Consider the following 15,225-nt stretch of genomic DNA (forward strand, 5'->3'; position numbering starts at 1 on the left):
TTGTGGAGGCGTCTTTTTTCATTAGGTCCCCCATATTTTTCATTTGCCGTATTTACAACGTAACAATGTTATGTTACATTATTTCTGCGAGGAGGATGTGCAATGAACGAAGAAGAGATTTCCAAAAAAGATCTGCTGGAGCTGACCGGAATTTCCTATGGACAGCTGTACCGTTGGAAGCGGAAAAACCTCATTCCCGAGGAATGGTTTATCCGCAAGTCTTCCTTCACGGGACAGGAGACCTTTTTTCCGAAGCAAAAAATACTGCAGCGCATAGACCGTATTATCAATATGAAGGACGGTTTGTCCCTCGACGAGCTGGCCGATGTGTTTTCGCCGAGCTCCGGCGAAGTATCAATCACCCCAGGTGAGCTTATACAACGTAACATTGTTACAAATATGACGCTGGATCTGTTTGAACAGGAGCTGGGGAAGCAGGACGTGCTGACGTTCGCCGATATTCTCTCGGTCTATGTACTGGAGAAGCTGCTCAAGAGCGGAGAAATAACCCGGGATGAAGGCAAGATGCTGTTATCCCTCATGCGGGATCATTACGCTAAAGTGGCCAGCAGACCGTGCGAGCTGGCGCTCGTCCGCAAAATGGGCGTGCCGCTGCTGCTGCTAATCGAGACTACCGAGCATGTATATGTGGACCGGGATGCCAGGTGGGTGTTCCGCCTGCCTTTAAGGGGCTGTATCGAGGAATTGAAATTAAAAATCAACCAATCGGAGGTTTGAGGCGATGGAGCGGGAACAAAGACATGACATGTCGATGTCGGGCATCGGAACGGTGGCGTCCGGTGTGTATAAAACGGTTAGGATTGACGGGATCAGCAAGGTGAAGGGAGATATCGACTGCATTACGCTGGATTCCAACGGCACCCTGAACATTTCGGGTTCGGTGCTGGGAGAAACGGTCAAGATCAACGGGACGATGTCGATCGGCGGCAATTTATCGGCCGAACGTTTGATTCTGGACGGCATGGGATCGGTCAAAGAGATGACCCGCTGCAGCGAATCGGCTGCGATCAACGGCCAGGTCACCCTGGAAAAGGGGCTCATCAGCGAGAAAGTGGAAGTGTCGGGCAGCCTGAAGTCGAGAGGGGGCGTGCAGTGCGAGGTGCTTTCGGTTCATGGCGGCTTTAACGTGGATGGGCTGGTGAACGCCGGCGAGATCGACTTGAAGATGAGCCTGGCCAGCAAAGCCAAGGAAATTGGCGGGGATCATATTACCGTGCGCCGGTTGAAGAAAGCGCCTATTTTGCTGCAGTTGGCCCCGGTCTTCAACAACCGCCTGATGGCCGATCTCATTGAAGGGGACTTCGTGGACCTGGAATATACCGAAGCGGATGTCGTCCGCGGCAGCGAAGTACGGATCGGCCCCGGCTGCAAAATCGGCAGGGTTGAATATAAGGTCGACTTCAAGCGGGACGGAGACGCTCAGGTCGGATCGGCGAAGCAGATCTGAAGCAGCGTTGAAGCAGATTTGAATCTGCGCTGAAACCAGCTGCTAGGCAGCAATAGAGCAACGTTCCAACAGGGGTGCATTAGATAACATTCAGGGAATGCCCGGACGACCGGGTATTCATAAGGGAGGAAAAGGTCATGACGGCAAATGGAAACCGCCAAGGGCTTGGCGATATCAAAATAACGGGCAGCGGGAGCTCGGGAGGCGGAACCTTTAACCAGGTCAAAATTATGGGTGACGCGGAAATCAGCAGTACGGCGGACTGCGGGCTGTTTAAATGCCTGGGCACGGCTCAGGTGAACGGCTCCCTGATCGCGGAAACCGCATCCGTCAACGGAACACTGAACGTCCGGGAGAACCTTCAGGGCGGACTGCTGAAGTCTCAGGGCGAGGTAAGCGTGTCCGGGGATCTGCAGTTGAAAAGCATCAGCATTAACGGCGAGCTGGCCGTCGGCGGCAATGTGTCTTCGGATTTCGTCAAGATTAACGGTGGCCTTCGGGCGGCGTCCGGCCAGACGGAGGAGCTGCTCGTGCGGGGCGTGGTGGAAGTCCCGGGCATGCTGAACGGCGAGCTCGTCGAGATTAAAATGTATGGACCGAGCCGGATCGGAGAGCTCGTAGGTGCCAAGATCACCGTCAAGAAAGGGCTGGAGATTCCGCTGATCGGGAAGATGACTTCCCATTACGACGGCGGGGAGCTCAGCGCGGAGAGCATTGAAGGCGACGTCGTTTATCTGGAGAACACCAAGGCTGCCGTCGTCCGGGGCAGAAGGGTGAACATCGGGAGCGGATGCGAGATCGGACTGGTGGAGTATACGGACGAATTCAAGCAGGACACTGCGGCAAGTGTAGGCCGGTTTGTCCGGCTGGGATAAGATATTTTACAAAAAATATAAAGGGGTAGTGCGTAAACATGGCAGAGAAAAAGAACAGGCTGGGTCTGATCGTTGCCGGTCTGCTGCTCGGCGTGCTGATCGCCGCGATGGACAACACGATTGTCTCCACCGCAATGGGGACGATCGTCGGCGAGCTGGGCGGTCTGGACCAATTCGTCTGGGTCACCTCCGCCTATATGGTGGCAGAGATGGCCGGCATGCCGATCTTCGGCAAATTGTCCGATATGTATGGAAGGAAAAGATTTTTCGTATTCGGAATCATCATGTTCCTGCTGGGTTCGGCCTTGTGCGGGACGGCACACAGCATTACCGAGCTGAGCATTTACCGGGCGATTCAGGGAATCGGCGGCGGGGCGCTGGTGCCGATTGCATTTACGATCGTGTTTGATATTTTCCCCGTGGAGTCCAGAGGCAAGATGGCGGGCATGTTTGGCGCCGTATTCGGGGTGTCGAGCTTGTTCGGGCCGCTTCTCGGAGCGTATATCACCGATTATCTGGAGTGGCGCTGGATTTTCTATATTAACCTGCCTTTAGGCATTGCAGCCTTTCTGCTGGTGGTGCTGTTCTATCATGAGTCTCATGAGCATTCCAAGCAAAAGATCGACATTTGGGGAGCCGCTACGCTGGTGGGCTCTGTGGTCAGCCTGATGTTCGCGCTGGAGCTGGGCGGCAGCAAATATGCCTGGGACTCACCGGTCATTATCGGACTGTTCGCCGCGTTTGCCGTGCTGATGATCGTCTTCCTGGCCGTGGAGGCCAAGGTGGCCGAACCGATCGTGTCCTACGACATGTTCCGCAAAAGACTGTTCGCCTTCAGCAGCGCAGCGGCCTTGTTCTATGGGGCGGCTTTCATTACCGCAGCCGTGTACATTCCAATTTTCGTGCAAGGGGTCATGGGTGGAAATGCAACTAACTCCGGGTTGATACTACTTCCGATGACACTGAGTTCCGTAGTTGCCTCGCAAGTAGGGGGCATGCTGTCCACTAAAATGTCGTTCCGCAGCGTCATGATCCTGTCGGCGGTCATTTTCGGCGGCGGCATGCTGCTGCTCGGCACGATTACGCCGGAGACGACGCGGACGATGCTGTCCATCTATATGCTGGTCGCCGGCTTCGGGATGGGATTTTCGTTCTCCGTGCTAGGGATGTCGGCTATCCAGGGCGTGGACGCCAGACAGCGCGGCTCAGCCAACTCGACGATTTCCTTCTTGCGTTCGCTGGGAATGACCGTGGGGATTACGATCTTCGGCATCATCCAGCGAAATGACTTCCATGACCGGCTGAGCAGCACCTTGGGCGGAGCTTCCGGCCAGAATATGCCGGCCACGATGGATCCGCAGCAGATGCTCTCGCCGGAGCGCAGAGCGCTTATTCCGGCACCGGTCATGGAGAAGATCAGCAGCGCGCTGTCCGTCTCCGTGGACCATGCGTTCCTGTGGGCCGTAATACCGGCGGCGCTGGCGCTCGTTTCGGTCTCCCTGATGGGCGGATCACGGCTGCAAATGTCCCAGATGGGGCCGGGAGCGCGTAAGGATGGGGCGCATCATTAATGAAACCGTGATTTGGAAACTTTCTTTCTTGGACGTGAAGAAGCTGGGGCGAGCCCTGGTTTCTTCTTTTATTTTGGCAGATGCTTGCAATTCACGGTGTATGTATCGATGTAGCTCTAGTTCTTAGCGGAGTGATCAGATAAACCAGGGACTCATTTGTAGAAGCAGCAGTAACGATCAAGGGTTTTAAAGGACTTGCATATTGAATATTGATCCATTCGCTATCAACTGCACGTATGATGTCCTGCATATACTTCCCGTTGAAAGCAATACGAAATGGTTCCCCTTGAAAGTTCTGCACAGGAGTAGTCTCGTTAACATCGCCAACTTCTGGCGTATTGGAGCTTAATTCCAAGGAAGGGGGTGTTCCATTCAGCAGAACCATTTGTCCGCCCGCAACCAAATTAACCCGCTCGATCGCGCTGAGAAAGGCTGCTGAGGAAACCTGAACTTCTGTTACATATGTGGCGTTGGTCATCGTTTCCATTGGCGGGAAGGATCCGGTCATTAGAGGAATGTAAGCCGCGAGATCTTGATTCTGTATAACCATCCGGTGATTGCTGAAGGAGATCCGCAGCTTCTCTCCGGACAGCAGCTTGGAGACATGCTTTAAATATGCGGAAGGTATGATGGCCTCAACTTCATTGCTCAGATTGCGGTTAAGAAGGATTGTGCATGAAGCCAGGCGCACACCGTCTGTAGCCATCAGTTTCATTGAGCCATTTGCAATGTGAAACAGGGCGCCGGTTAATACTGGCCTGGCTTCATTGGAACTGGCAGATGCAAAAACGACCCGCTGAACCATTTTTTTAAATTGAGAGCTCGATAGCTCCACATCCAACAGGTGGCTTCTGAGGTCTGGAACGGAACAGCTATCCTCTGGATCCATTCCGTAGAGTCGGAATATAGTACTGCCTGAGCTAATCTTTAATAGGAAAGGCGGCTGTGTTTCCAGGGTCACCACTCCGGCAGGCAGCTTGCGAATCATGTCCGCAAATAGACGCGAAGGCACGGCAATGGATTCCGTTTGACAGTGTCCCTCATCGAGTGGAAGCTTTGCTTGAATGACCATTCCCGAGATTGTTCCTGATGTAAGAGTCAGTCCATTCAGACTCGTATGTAAATGAATCATAGAGTTCTGCGGCTGTGCCGAGGATACCGAAGCTGCGACGGCAACCTGTTGAACGGTTTGAGCCAGAAGATCACCTGGGATACGGACGAACACGGGCGTCACCTTTTTCTTTTAATTTTGGTCGGAAAAATAATGTTCGATCATTCCACGCAGAACCTCGGACCGAGTAAACTGATGGTCGTCGCAGTAGGCATCCAGACGGTCCCATGTTACCTCGGATAAAGTTAACGATACTTTGCGGGTCGTCCCGATCCCTTTTCTGCCTGCTCCTCGACGTGCTCCGCCACGGGTAAACATGAAGCTCAACTGCCCTTCCTCATCGGGGATGCCGATTTTTACTTTGTTGCGCGGCTCCATGATCATGCCTCCTGTTTGAATAAGGTAACCTATTTCAAATATTTTCTAATTCTAATCTAACACAGTTCGAAAGTGTTGGGCAAGAAGCACTCCTTTTGGCGCCAAGCGAATCAACCCACCCAAAACGGGGTATAAAAGGGTAAAAGAACAGAAAAGGAGTGAGCGTCATGAAAATCATTATTACGCAGGCGGAAGCGGTAGAAAAGGGCATCTGGGGCGAAGTCATGAAGATGTTCGGCGTCGAGGCCGAAGAGGAAGTGTGGCCAAGCGAGGAATACATTATGACGGAGGAGCAGGCGCGCCGGCTCGGGATTATTCAGTAGAGCTCACATATGATTATAAAAAGGGTGTCTCCAGTGGTTTCGTTAAACCGGCGGAGGCACCCTTTTGCTTCGTTTGGATTATAGCTGACAATCCATTACTGCCCTCCAACTGACCTCAGAAGTTCGGCCCGCTTACGCCGTCCTCCACAATTTGCTCTTCCGAGCCTGGAGCGGGGCTGCCCTCTCCCGAATCTTCCGTATGGACCGCGATCAGCCGGTTTTGCGGGCGGTACGTATCACGGGAAATACGTTTGCGCGATACCTCCTTGCCGTCCACCTTCTTGATTTGATAGGTCTCGACGACGTAGCCGGGTTTGCCGCTCTGCAGGATCTCCTGGCCGCCGACCGGAAGGGTCGGATTCTGCACGAACTTCTCGGTGACCGGAAGTGTTTCGACCGTGCGGGACATGAGGTCATAGGTGACATTTTTCGGGAAGGTGCCAAAAAATTTGACGATCAGATTCCGATCCTTGACTTCGGCCTGAATCAGCAGCGACTTCCCGGTATTGTTCCGGAAGCGGAAGTTGATCGAGCCTTCGGCAAACGTAGCGTCCTGCCCTTTCGGCAGGTAGCTGACCGGCAGGGAATGGTTGCGCCGCTCGACGATTTCAAGTCCGGTCCGGACCGCCGCATTGTACACCGTGCTGGACACCTGGCAGATGCCTCCACCTACCCCGGGCACCAGCTTCCCGTTCAGGATGACCGGCGCCTCCTGGAACCCGTATTTTTCCTCCGCCTTGGCAATGACCTTGCTGTAGTCAAACACGTCACCCGGCTTCAGCACCATGCCGTTCACCGCCTTGGCGGCGGAATCGACATTGTATACCCTTCCCGGCCCGCTCGAACCGAGACCGGTGGAGAACTCGATGATTTTTCGCTCGATTCCTTCTTCCTTGAGGCTGCCGATCGTGACGTTCGGCACCATCCGGTACAGGGGAAGGTCCAGGCTGAGCTTGGGCTTTTCACCGCCGGCAATCAGGGCGAAGTCCTTCGGAATCAGCGCCGTCATCTGCTCCTTGAGCGTGTTCCAGTCAATCCGCGAGACCGAAACCTCCGGCGTGTATACGACCTCGTCTTTCCCTGAGATCCGCCGCGTGGCTTCCACCGGAAGCCCGAAGTGCTCCTGCTCCCACTCCGGCGTAAATTTCTCCTTCAGCGCGGAAATGTCCCAGTGCGGCACGATGTTCCAGTCCGTCTGAAAATGCCAGCGGTATTTCAGCTGGTCCAGCCAGCTTCCTTCATGCAGCTTCGCAACCGCCTCTTTAAAGGCGTCCGCTTCAAACGAAACGCCGGCTTCCTTCAGCGTCAGCTGGGCATTGGGAATGCCTTTGGCGGCCACGGACAGCGTCAAGGGAATGCTCTCCATCTGTCTGAGACGGGCGTCCAACAGCTTAAGCGCCTCATCCGAATCTTTTCCTCCGAGCGGGTAGCCGGCAACCTGGATCTTATCCGGAAGGGTGTTTTGTCCGATATAAAGATGTACCCACCCGGCGGTGACGGAACCGATCAGCAGGATGCTGGCGATAATGATCAGGCTCAAATGAATTTTTTTCATAGGGTTCCCACCTCTTTCGCTTCCTCTTCATCGTGATTGATGCTGTCTTTCCATATATATGTAGGCAAAGTGGAAAAATTTCGGGTACTCAAAAGGTAACAATTTTGTTACAATGAAACACATCGTGATGATTCCTACGCTTTTTTAAAGGAATTAGCTGGAATGTGTCGAATTTATAATGGCTGATTATGTAATTAGGAAGTGATGAACGAAGTGATTGAAATGCAGGACGTGTGGAAGACCTACCAGAATGGAACCCATGCATTGCAAGGCGTATCGGTCAAGATCGACCGCAACGAATTCGTATACGTCGTCGGACCGTCCGGCGCAGGCAAATCGACATTCATGAAGCTTATTTATAGAGAAGAAGTGCCGACCAAAGGGCAAATCTCTGTGAACGGTTTTAATATCGGCAAGCTGAAGCAGCGGAAAATTCCGTATGTGCGCCGGAATATCGGCGTCATTTTTCAGGATTTCCGCCTTCTTCCGACGCTGTCGGCTTACGAAAACGTGGCTTTTGCCATGGAAGTCATCGAAGCACCGAAGCGGCAGATGAAAAAGCGCGTGATGGAGGTGCTGGAGCTGGTCGGGCTGAAGTCCAAAGCCGCCCGCCTTCCGGCGCAGCTGTCCGGGGGAGAGCAGCAGCGGATCGCGATCGCCAGAGCCATCGTGAACAACCCGGCGGTCATTATCGCGGACGAGCCTACCGGCAACCTCGACCCCGAAACGTCGTGGGGCATCATGCAGCTGCTTGATGAGATCAATTTCCGCGGAACGACCATCGTCATGGCCACCCACAACAAGGAGATCGTGAACACGATGCGCAAGCGCGTTATCGCGATCGAGCACGGCAACATTGTACGCGACCAGCAGAGAGGGGAGTACGGGTATGACTTTTAACACCTTTCTGCGGCATTTGCGGGTCGGTTTTAACAGCATCTTCCGCAACGGGTGGATGACCGTAGCCTCCGTTACCTCCATCGTGGTATCCCTGTTCGTGCTCGGGGTATTTATCATCCTGGTGCTCAATGTCAACGCTTTGGCCGACAAGGCCGATAAACAAGTGCAGATCCGCGCTTATCTCAACCTGAACGTCGACCAGAAGCTGCGCGAGAAGGTGCAGAACGAAATCTCCGCGATGCCGGAGGTCAGCAAGGTGCAGTTTATTTCCAAGGAGCAGGGCCTCACCGATTTCCGCAACAGTATGGGAGACGAGGGGAAGGAGCTGCTGGAAGGCTTCAGCAAGGATAACAACCCGCTGCCGGACACGATTATGGTTGAGGTGATTGAGCCGACGACGGTTCCGTTCGTCGCCCAGAAGATCGAGGCGCTGAACACGAGCCATACGGAGCAGCCGATCATGAAAGTGAAGTACGGCAAAGGCACCATCGAAACGCTGTTTAAAGTGACGCGCCTGGTACGCAACATCGGGTTTATTTTCGTGGCCGGCCTCGCCGTCATGTCGATGTTCCTGATCTCCAACACCATTCGCGTTACGATTCTTGCCCGCCGCCGGGAAATCAGCATTATGAAGCTGGTCGGGGCGACGAATTATTTTATCCGCTGGCCGTTCTTCGTGGAGGGCACCTTGATCGGGCTGATCGGGTCCGTCATCACGGTGGCGCTGCTGTTCGTCGGTTATGACCGGCTGGCCGCCTCCATCGGCTCGGATTTTACGCTCCAGATGTCCCTTCTCCCGCTGAGCCAGCTGTGGCAGTGGGGAGGATTACTGATTGTCCTCGGCGTGCTGATCGGCATGTGGGGAACGACCCTATCTATTCGCAAATTTTTGAAGGTATAAGAACAAGAACGATAAGCGGCTGACGGAGAGTCTTGGTTATACAGGAGAAACTTTTGGAAAAGGACGGGGAACGCAAGTTGAAAAAGATCGCCACATGTTTGGCTGTAGTTATGATCGCAGCGGCTGTATTTCAGCCTTCGGAAGGTCTGGCAAAGAAAAAGACGGTCGATGAGATCGACCATGAACTGAGAGTGCTGCAGCAGCAGGCGAAGACCGCCAAGCAGCAGAAGAGCAAGGCGGAAGCCCAGAAGCAGGAAGCGCAGCATTACAAAAATAAAACGACCCAAAACCTGCAGTACGTTATGAACCAGATTAGTACGGTGAGCAACACGATGACCAAATTGACGGTTCAAATTGACGACACGCAGGACAAGCTCCATCAGACCGCAGCCGAGCTGGATGCCGCCGAGGAGCGGATCCAGTCGCGGGAGAAAATGCTGGAGTCCCGGGTACGTCTTATGTATACCGACGGTAATGTATCCTATTTGGAGGTGCTGCTCTCATCGACCAGCTTCTCCGATTTCCTGGAACGGGCCGATGCGCTGAAGGAATTCGTAGACCAGGACAAGGACTTGCTGGAGCAGCACAAGAAGGATAAGGCGCTGGTGCTGGCTAAGAAAAAGGAACTGGAGTCGGATTACGCCAAAGCCAAGAATTTGTATGCCCAGATGGAAGACCAGAAGGCCATTCTGGCTGAAAACGAGCGGCAGAAGCAGATTCTGATCGCGCAGTACGACCAGAAGATTGAAGAATCCGACGACACCAGTGAAGAGCAGGATCAGCTGCTCGTCACGCTTGTCAGCAAGCGTGCTTCCCTGGAGCAGGAGAAGAACAAGCTGAAGGCTGAAGAAGCGGCGAGAAAGGCGGCGGCAGCCAAAGCGGCTGCTGCGAAGAGAGCGGCTGCAGCAGCGGCAGCGGCCAAGAAGAGGAGCGCGACAACGACGGTTGAAAGCTCGGGCGGCTTCACGGGCAGCGGCGGACCGCTGTATATGCCGGTTAGCGGAGCCCGCATTTCTTCGTCTTTCGGCCGAAGAGTCCATCCGGTTACGGGGGAAGTCGGCAAGATGCATAAAGGGGTGGACCTTGCCGTTCCGCAGGGAACGCCGATTCACGCCGCTGAAACGGGAACCGTCACGCTGGCCGAATGGTGGAGCGGTTACGGGTATTGTGTCATCATCGATCATGGGGACGGAATGTGGACCCTCTATGGACATATACGTGAAGGCGGTATTAAAGTAAAGGTAGGCGAGCATGTCAGCCGCGGTCAGGTGATTGCAGAATCCGGCGCAACGGGACAAGTCACGGGGCCTCACCTTCATTTTGAAGTCCGTCAGAATGGAACGCCTGTGGACCCGATGCCGTATCTGTAGACCGTATAAATATTCCGTACAAGCCGAACATATACTAGGATGGTTAAGTCTGGTCATAAGAGGTTCGGCCGGAAAATAAAAGGCGGTGAAACTTACTTTGAAGAAACGTACGGTCGCATTGTTGGTCGTCGTAGGTATGCTGTTGGGAAGCGTACTGACCCTCGTGTTAACAAGCGCAAGCTTTGCGAATCAGGCCTCGACGGGCCAGGGCGTGTTAGCGAGTGTGGTCAGCGGCGGCTTGAAGCAGGATGAAGCGAAGAAAATCGGTACGGCTCTGGATCTCATCCAAGGCAACTATTATGAGGATGTGGACCGGAGCAAGCTGGTGGACGGTGCCATCAACGGCATGATGGAATCGCTGGAAGATCCGTACTCGACTTATATGGGTAAGCAAACGGCACAGGAATTTGAGGAGAGCATCGAGGGCTCGTTCAGCGGCATCGGTGCCGAAGTGTCCTCGGAAGACGGCAATGTCGTCATCGTGTCTCCGATCAAGGGATCGCCTGCGGAAAAAGCAGGACTCCGCGCCAAGGATATCATCCTGACGGTGAACGGAGAATCACTGAGCGGGCTTGAGCTGAACGATGCGGTTTCGAAAATCCGCGGTCCGAAAGGCAGCGAGGCGAAGCTGACGGTCCGCCGCAGCGGCGTATCGACTCCGCTTCAGTACACTATCGTGCGCGACGATGTCGATTTGGAGACCGTTAATGCCCACATGGAACCGGGTAAAGTAGGCGTGATTGAAATTACCCAGTTCTCCCTGAACACGGGCGATCGCTTCAAGGAAGAGCTGGCGAAGCTCGAGAGCGAAGGCATGAAGGGCCTCGTCATCGATGTCCGGAACAACCCCGGCGGCGTGCTGTCCGTCGTGATCGATATCGCCGAGCAATTCGTGCCGAAAGGCAAGCTGATCGTTCAGGTTGAAGACAAGAACAAGAAGCGCGAGAAGAGCGAGTCCAAGGGAACGGGCAAAGACTATCCGGTCGCCCTCCTGATGAACAAGGGAAGCGCCAGCGCATCCGAAATTCTGGCAGGTGCCTTGCAGCAATCGGCCGGAGCGAAGCTGATCGGTGAAAACTCCTTTGGTAAAGGAACCGTACAGACGAGCTTCGACAAGCAAATGGGCGACGGCAGCCTGCTCAAGATTACGATCGCGAAATGGCTGACGCCAAACGGCAGCTGGATCCACAAGAAGGGGATCAAGCCTGACATTGCGGTGGATCAGCCGGATTACTTCTCGGTGGCTCCGATCAACAAGGACAAATCGCTGGAATACAACATGAACAACACTGACGTGAAGAGTGCGCAGATCATGCTGGACGGACTTGGCTTCAAGCCTGGACGCAAAGACGGATTCTTCGATGAGAAAACCGTGGCGGCCGTCAAGTCGTTCCAAAGCAGCGCGAAGCTGAGCGCGAACGGCGTCATTGACGCGAAGACGGCGGAAGCACTCGAGAACGCGCTGATCGAGCACATCCGCGATCCGAAATACGATAATCAATTGAACCGCGGGATTGACGAGGTGCGGAAGGAAATTGCCGCTGCCGCGTCGAATCGTTAAGAAGGCTGATCTTTAGCCTTCTTTTTTTCTTGCGTCTGATGTCTGTCCTTGGATATGCGTAAATGTCATGGTAAAGGAGCGTGGTGACGGATTGGATGTCGCATTGGAACTGCTGTGGAAGTTGGGGGATGCTTTGTTACAGCTGCTGACGCAGCCGTTTTATTATATTTCGATCATTTTGATGGCACTTGTGTACCGCAGGCAGGTGCTGCTGGAGAGAAAGCTGTTCTCCGTCCGGCTGCACAGCTGGGGGCTGCAGACATGGCGAACCTTTTGGGGAGGACTGCTGGCCGGGATCGGCGTCTCGGTGGCAGCGGCGTTTTTGGGAATTTCGCTGACCACGGAAGCGGTCATCTGCATTTGGGTGGTAGCCATCGTGCTGCTGCTGTTCCGGGTAAGGTATTTATGCTTTGCCTACGCCATCGGGATCCTGGGCGTGATTCAGTTTGTTATGGGGTTGTTTTCCTGGAGTCCGGACGGGTTCCTGAAAACGGTGAAGGATACGGTAGCGGGTCTGGATATCCCTGCCCTGCTTGCCCTGGTCGCGGTGCTGCACTTGGCCGAGGCGCTGCTTATTCGCCTGCAGGGAGCATCCTTCGCCAATCCGCTCTTTATTGAAGGGAAGCGAGGCAAGCTCGTTGGAGGCTATCAGATGCAGGTGTTCTGGCCGATTCCTCTGTTTCTGCTGATTCCGGGAGCTTCGGATAACGTTCTGCCTTGGACGCCTTTATTTGGAGGAGACGGATGGAGCAGCGGCTTCAGCATGATGGCGCTGCCGGTAGTGATCGGCTTCAGCGAAATGACGCAGAGCCTGCTTCCGCAGGTGAAGGCCGATCGGACGTTCAAACGCCTCCTTATCTATGGCGTCGTTCTGCTGGCTTTCAGCATTCTGTCGGCATGGTGGAGCCCGCTCGCGCTTGTGGCAGCCTTGATCGCCTTTGTGCTTCATGAAGGGCTGGCCTGGTACAGCCGGTATGAGGAGCAGCACCGGAGTCCGGTGTTTGTCCATCCTGTGCAGGGGCTGAAGGTGCTGGCCGTCATTCCCGGGAGCCCTGCCGAAGAGCTGGGCATTGCGGCCGGCGAATCGATTGTGAAGGTCAACGGCATGGCGATCCGGTCCAAAGAGCAGCTGCATCTGGCGATCCGCAAAAACCCGGCCTTTTGCAAGCTGGAAGTGCAAAACCTGCAGGGTGAAGTCAAGTTCCTGCAGCGGGCAATCTACGACGGGGATCATCACCAGCTGGGCGTTATTCTGGCTCCGGACCCGGATGCCGGCGTGGCGCTGGTGCTGAAGCCGGTCAATCTGTTTCAGCTGATCGGCATGAAAATTCATGCCCGCAGCAAGTCGTCCACCCCTGCATCGCATGATGCGCGGGAAGCCGACATGTAAGGCAAGAACGCAAAAAGCGTGGGAGCTTCAGAGCTTCCACGCTTTTTTTGTCTTATGAAAGGACCAACGGATGATTTACCGGCGAAGCAGGAGGTTACGGACTATTCCTGAAGCTGGCGGAGGACGATGATCTCCACCCGGCGGTTTTTCTGCCTTCCGGCTTTGGTGCCATTATCCCCGACAGGACGCGTGTCGCCGTATCCGGCGTACTGGAATTCGTCCGGGTTCAGATGCTTCTGGTCAATGAAAAACCGCAGGACCGACAGCGCCCGCGCTCCGGAAAGCTCCCAATTGTCTTTGTAATTCGAAGCATGCACGATCGGCAGATTGTCGGTGTGACCCTCAATGCTGATCACCGTGCTCAGGTTCTTAAACAGGCTTGCTAGCTTGTCCAGCACCGGTGCTGAGCCGGGCTTTAGGTCCGATTTGCCGACATCGAACAAAAATTGGTCGCTCAGCGTAATGGAGATGCCTTGAGGCTCGTCCGCCACAAATATCTGGTCCTCCAGCCGGTTATCCTTCACATACTGTGAAATGACCTGCATCAGGTTCTGGAGCTCCTGCTCTTGCTTGCGGAAGGCAAGTTCCCGTTCGGTCAGTTCCTGAGAGCCGCTGTTCTGCGGCTTTTTAGCCGTGTCGGGATTTCGATGCGTATTTTTGTCCGCCTGGCCGGTGATGCCGGATCCCTTCTCGAGGATCGAATCGCCGCTTTTGAACGTATGCTGCAGGGATTGGGTAATCGCCTCGTACTTCTCAACGTCCAGCCGGCTCATCGCGAACATCATGACGAAAAAGATCAGGAGCAGCGTGATCAGGTCCGCATAAGTGATCAGCCACCGGTCCCGGCCGCCGTCTCCTTCACTTTTTCTCCGGCCCTGTCGTCTATTCCGCTGTCTCATCGATGAATTCCTCCTTCACGGCAGGGGCATGATAGCTGTCCACCGGTGTGAAGGAAACGAGCTTTTTACGCACCATGTTGGGGTGCTCGCCGTTCTGAATCGCCAGAATGCCCTGCATCAAAAGTTCCAATTGCTGAATTTCATCGGCGCTGCGGGACTTAATTTTCGACGCAATGGGTAAAAAGATAATATTGGCGCTCGCCACGCCGTATAACGTAGCGGTAAAAGCAACCGCGATCGACGGCCCCAGATCGGTCGGCTCGGACAAGCTGCCGAGGACATGGATCAGCCCCATAACGGTGCCGATGATACCCATGGTCGGGGCGTAGCCGCCCGCGGACTCGAATATTTTGGCGTAGTTTTCGTGCTTTTGCTCTACGGCGTCCATTTCGAGCTCCATGATTTGTTTGATCTGGGATTCTTCCGTTCCGTCGACGACCAGCTGAATGCCTTCGCGAAGGAACGAGTTGTGATGGTCCATCGCCATTCTTTCAAGGGAGAGCACTCCGTTGCGTCGGGCCGCCGTGGCCATGCCGACCAAGTCTTCGATCAGCTGGTTCGTATCCTCGGCCGGTTTGCTGAAGGCAAAGCGCAGCGCTTTGGGAATCGTCTTGAGCCGGTGAAGCGGGTAACTGACAACGACAGCGGCAATGGTACCCCCGAATACGATCAGGGCGGCCGCTGCCTGCATTAATCCATTAATCTGACCTCCTTCCCATAAAAAGCCACCTACCAGCGCGGCAAGTCCCGCCAGGATGCCCAGTATTGTTGTGATTTCCATGTTGTGCTATCACTCCTGTTCATGAGTTAGGGTTTGCATACGGCACTTGATCAGAGTATAATGGACGGGAACAAATATTCTTATTTCAACAATGATTTCCTATAGCTTATATCGGGAAATCTCGACATATAGTTTAGAATAT

15 protein-coding genes are annotated in these 15,225 nt (G+C 54.3%); 10 read left to right on the forward strand and 5 right to left on the reverse strand.

Annotated features, from left to right (window positions below):
* Window positions 1–102 precede the first annotated feature (102 nt).
* The 4 genes from MKY74_RS06200 to MKY74_RS06215 all read left to right on the forward strand — a co-directional run bounded on the left by MKY74_RS06200 (window position 103) and on the right by MKY74_RS06215 (window position 3,914).
* Window positions 103–738, forward strand: coding sequence for a YhbD family protein (locus tag MKY74_RS06200; RefSeq protein ID WP_076174545.1), 636 nt, complete (start codon window positions 103–105; stop codon window positions 736–738).
* Between the two features lie 4 nt (window positions 739–742).
* Window positions 743–1,468 (forward strand): hypothetical protein, encoded by a 726-nt coding sequence (locus MKY74_RS06205; protein WP_076174543.1) that lies wholly within the window; start codon window positions 743–745, stop codon window positions 1,466–1,468.
* Window positions 1,469–1,605: 137 nt separating this feature from the next.
* Window positions 1,606–2,343, forward strand: coding sequence for a hypothetical protein (locus MKY74_RS06210; protein WP_076174541.1), 738 nt, complete (start codon window positions 1,606–1,608; stop codon window positions 2,341–2,343).
* A 38-nt stretch (window positions 2,344–2,381) separates the two neighbouring features.
* Window positions 2,382–3,914, forward strand: coding sequence for an MDR family MFS transporter (locus MKY74_RS06215; RefSeq protein ID WP_076174539.1), 1,533 nt, complete (start codon window positions 2,382–2,384; stop codon window positions 3,912–3,914).
* A 91-nt stretch (window positions 3,915–4,005) separates the two neighbouring features.
* Here the strand turns inward: MKY74_RS06215 and dnaN are convergent, their stop codons facing one another.
* Window positions 4,006–5,139 carry a DNA polymerase III subunit beta gene (gene dnaN, locus MKY74_RS06220; protein ID WP_076174537.1) on the reverse strand — a complete coding sequence of 378 codons (1,134 nt, stop codon included), beginning with the start codon at window positions 5,137–5,139 and terminating at the stop codon, window positions 4,006–4,008.
* An 18-nt stretch (window positions 5,140–5,157) separates the two neighbouring features.
* Window positions 5,158–5,403 (reverse strand): hypothetical protein, encoded by a 246-nt coding sequence (locus tag MKY74_RS06225; protein ID WP_244169407.1) that lies wholly within the window; start codon window positions 5,401–5,403, stop codon window positions 5,158–5,160.
* A 167-nt stretch (window positions 5,404–5,570) separates the two neighbouring features.
* Here MKY74_RS06225 and MKY74_RS06230 point away from each other — a divergent pair, with 167 nt between their 5' ends.
* Window positions 5,571–5,726 carry a hypothetical protein gene (locus MKY74_RS06230; protein ID WP_167372917.1) on the forward strand — a complete coding sequence of 52 codons (156 nt, stop codon included), beginning with the start codon at window positions 5,571–5,573 and terminating at the stop codon, window positions 5,724–5,726.
* 115 nt (window positions 5,727–5,841) lie between these two features.
* Here MKY74_RS06230 and MKY74_RS06235 read toward each other — a convergent pair whose 3' ends face one another.
* Complete coding sequence (locus tag MKY74_RS06235; protein ID WP_076174532.1) at window positions 5,842–7,281, reverse strand: VanW family protein; 1,440 nt, start codon at window positions 7,279–7,281, stop codon at window positions 5,842–5,844.
* Between the two features lie 213 nt (window positions 7,282–7,494).
* On the opposite strand from MKY74_RS06235, the gene ftsE reads away from it, so the two are divergent.
* From ftsE to MKY74_RS06260, 5 genes are all read left to right on the forward strand, one after another.
* Complete coding sequence (ftsE, locus tag MKY74_RS06240; protein ID WP_076174783.1) at window positions 7,495–8,181, forward strand: cell division ATP-binding protein FtsE; 687 nt, start codon at window positions 7,495–7,497, stop codon at window positions 8,179–8,181.
* The gene (ftsX, locus tag MKY74_RS06245; RefSeq protein WP_076174530.1) at window positions 8,171–9,082 is read left to right on the forward strand and encodes a permease-like cell division protein FtsX; all 912 of its coding nucleotides are present in this window, start codon (window positions 8,171–8,173) and stop codon (window positions 9,080–9,082) included. The genes ftsE and ftsX overlap by 11 nt, the downstream gene beginning before the upstream one ends.
* A gap of 77 nt (window positions 9,083–9,159) precedes the next feature.
* Window positions 9,160–10,452 carry a murein hydrolase activator EnvC family protein gene (locus MKY74_RS06250; RefSeq protein WP_076174780.1) on the forward strand — a complete coding sequence of 431 codons (1,293 nt, stop codon included), beginning with the start codon at window positions 9,160–9,162 and terminating at the stop codon, window positions 10,450–10,452.
* 136 nt (window positions 10,453–10,588) lie between these two features.
* Window positions 10,589–12,013 (forward strand): S41 family peptidase, encoded by a 1,425-nt coding sequence (locus MKY74_RS06255; protein WP_076174778.1) that lies wholly within the window; start codon window positions 10,589–10,591, stop codon window positions 12,011–12,013.
* 91 nt (window positions 12,014–12,104) lie between these two features.
* Window positions 12,105–13,403 carry a PDZ domain-containing protein gene (locus MKY74_RS06260; RefSeq protein WP_076174527.1) on the forward strand — a complete coding sequence of 433 codons (1,299 nt, stop codon included), beginning with the start codon at window positions 12,105–12,107 and terminating at the stop codon, window positions 13,401–13,403.
* A gap of 101 nt (window positions 13,404–13,504) precedes the next feature.
* Here the strand turns inward: MKY74_RS06260 and MKY74_RS06265 are convergent, their stop codons facing one another.
* Together MKY74_RS06265 and MKY74_RS06270 are read right to left on the reverse strand one after the other, a co-directional pair.
* Window positions 13,505–14,302: an OmpA/MotB family protein gene (locus MKY74_RS06265; RefSeq protein ID WP_076174525.1), complete on the reverse strand. Its 798-nt coding sequence runs from the start codon at window positions 14,300–14,302 to the stop codon at window positions 13,505–13,507.
* Window positions 14,286–15,083, reverse strand: coding sequence for a flagellar motor protein (locus MKY74_RS06270; RefSeq protein ID WP_076174523.1), 798 nt, complete (start codon window positions 15,081–15,083; stop codon window positions 14,286–14,288). Before MKY74_RS06270 ends, MKY74_RS06265 begins: the two co-directional genes overlap by 17 nt.
* Window positions 15,084–15,225 lie beyond the last annotated feature (142 nt).

It is taken from the genome of Paenibacillus sp. FSL R5-0378 (assembly GCF_038009285.1).
In the GTDB taxonomy this organism is placed as follows: Bacteria; Bacillota; Bacilli; order Paenibacillales; family Paenibacillaceae; genus Paenibacillus_AQ; species Paenibacillus_AQ favisporus.

What these genes read in the sequence shown, in the direction of transcription:
- MKY74_RS06200 (WP_076174545.1), top strand. Translation starts at nt 103, where the DNA reads ATGAACGAAGAAGAGATTTCCAAAAAAGATCTGCTGGAGCTGACCGGA.
- MKY74_RS06205 (WP_076174543.1), top strand. Translation starts at nt 743, where the DNA reads ATGGAGCGGGAACAAAGACATGACATGTCGATGTCGGGCATCGGAACG.
- MKY74_RS06210 (WP_076174541.1), top strand. Translation starts at nt 1,606, where the DNA reads ATGACGGCAAATGGAAACCGCCAAGGGCTTGGCGATATCAAAATAACG.
- MKY74_RS06215 (WP_076174539.1), top strand. Translation starts at nt 2,382, where the DNA reads ATGGCAGAGAAAAAGAACAGGCTGGGTCTGATCGTTGCCGGTCTGCTG.
- MKY74_RS06225 (WP_244169407.1), bottom strand. Translation starts at nt 5,403, where the DNA reads ATGGAGCCGCGCAACAAAGTAAAAATCGGCATCCCCGATGAGGAAGGG.
- MKY74_RS06230 (WP_167372917.1), top strand. Translation starts at nt 5,571, where the DNA reads ATGAAAATCATTATTACGCAGGCGGAAGCGGTAGAAAAGGGCATCTGG.
- MKY74_RS06235 (WP_076174532.1), bottom strand. Translation starts at nt 7,281, where the DNA reads ATGAAAAAAATTCATTTGAGCCTGATCATTATCGCCAGCATCCTGCTG.
- ftsX (WP_076174530.1), top strand. Translation starts at nt 8,171, where the DNA reads ATGACTTTTAACACCTTTCTGCGGCATTTGCGGGTCGGTTTTAACAGC.
- MKY74_RS06255 (WP_076174778.1), top strand. Translation starts at nt 10,589, where the DNA reads ATGCTGTTGGGAAGCGTACTGACCCTCGTGTTAACAAGCGCAAGCTTT.
- MKY74_RS06265 (WP_076174525.1), bottom strand. Translation starts at nt 14,302, where the DNA reads ATGAGACAGCGGAATAGACGACAGGGCCGGAGAAAAAGTGAAGGAGAC.
- MKY74_RS06270 (WP_076174523.1), bottom strand. Translation starts at nt 15,083, where the DNA reads ATGGAAATCACAACAATACTGGGCATCCTGGCGGGACTTGCCGCGCTG.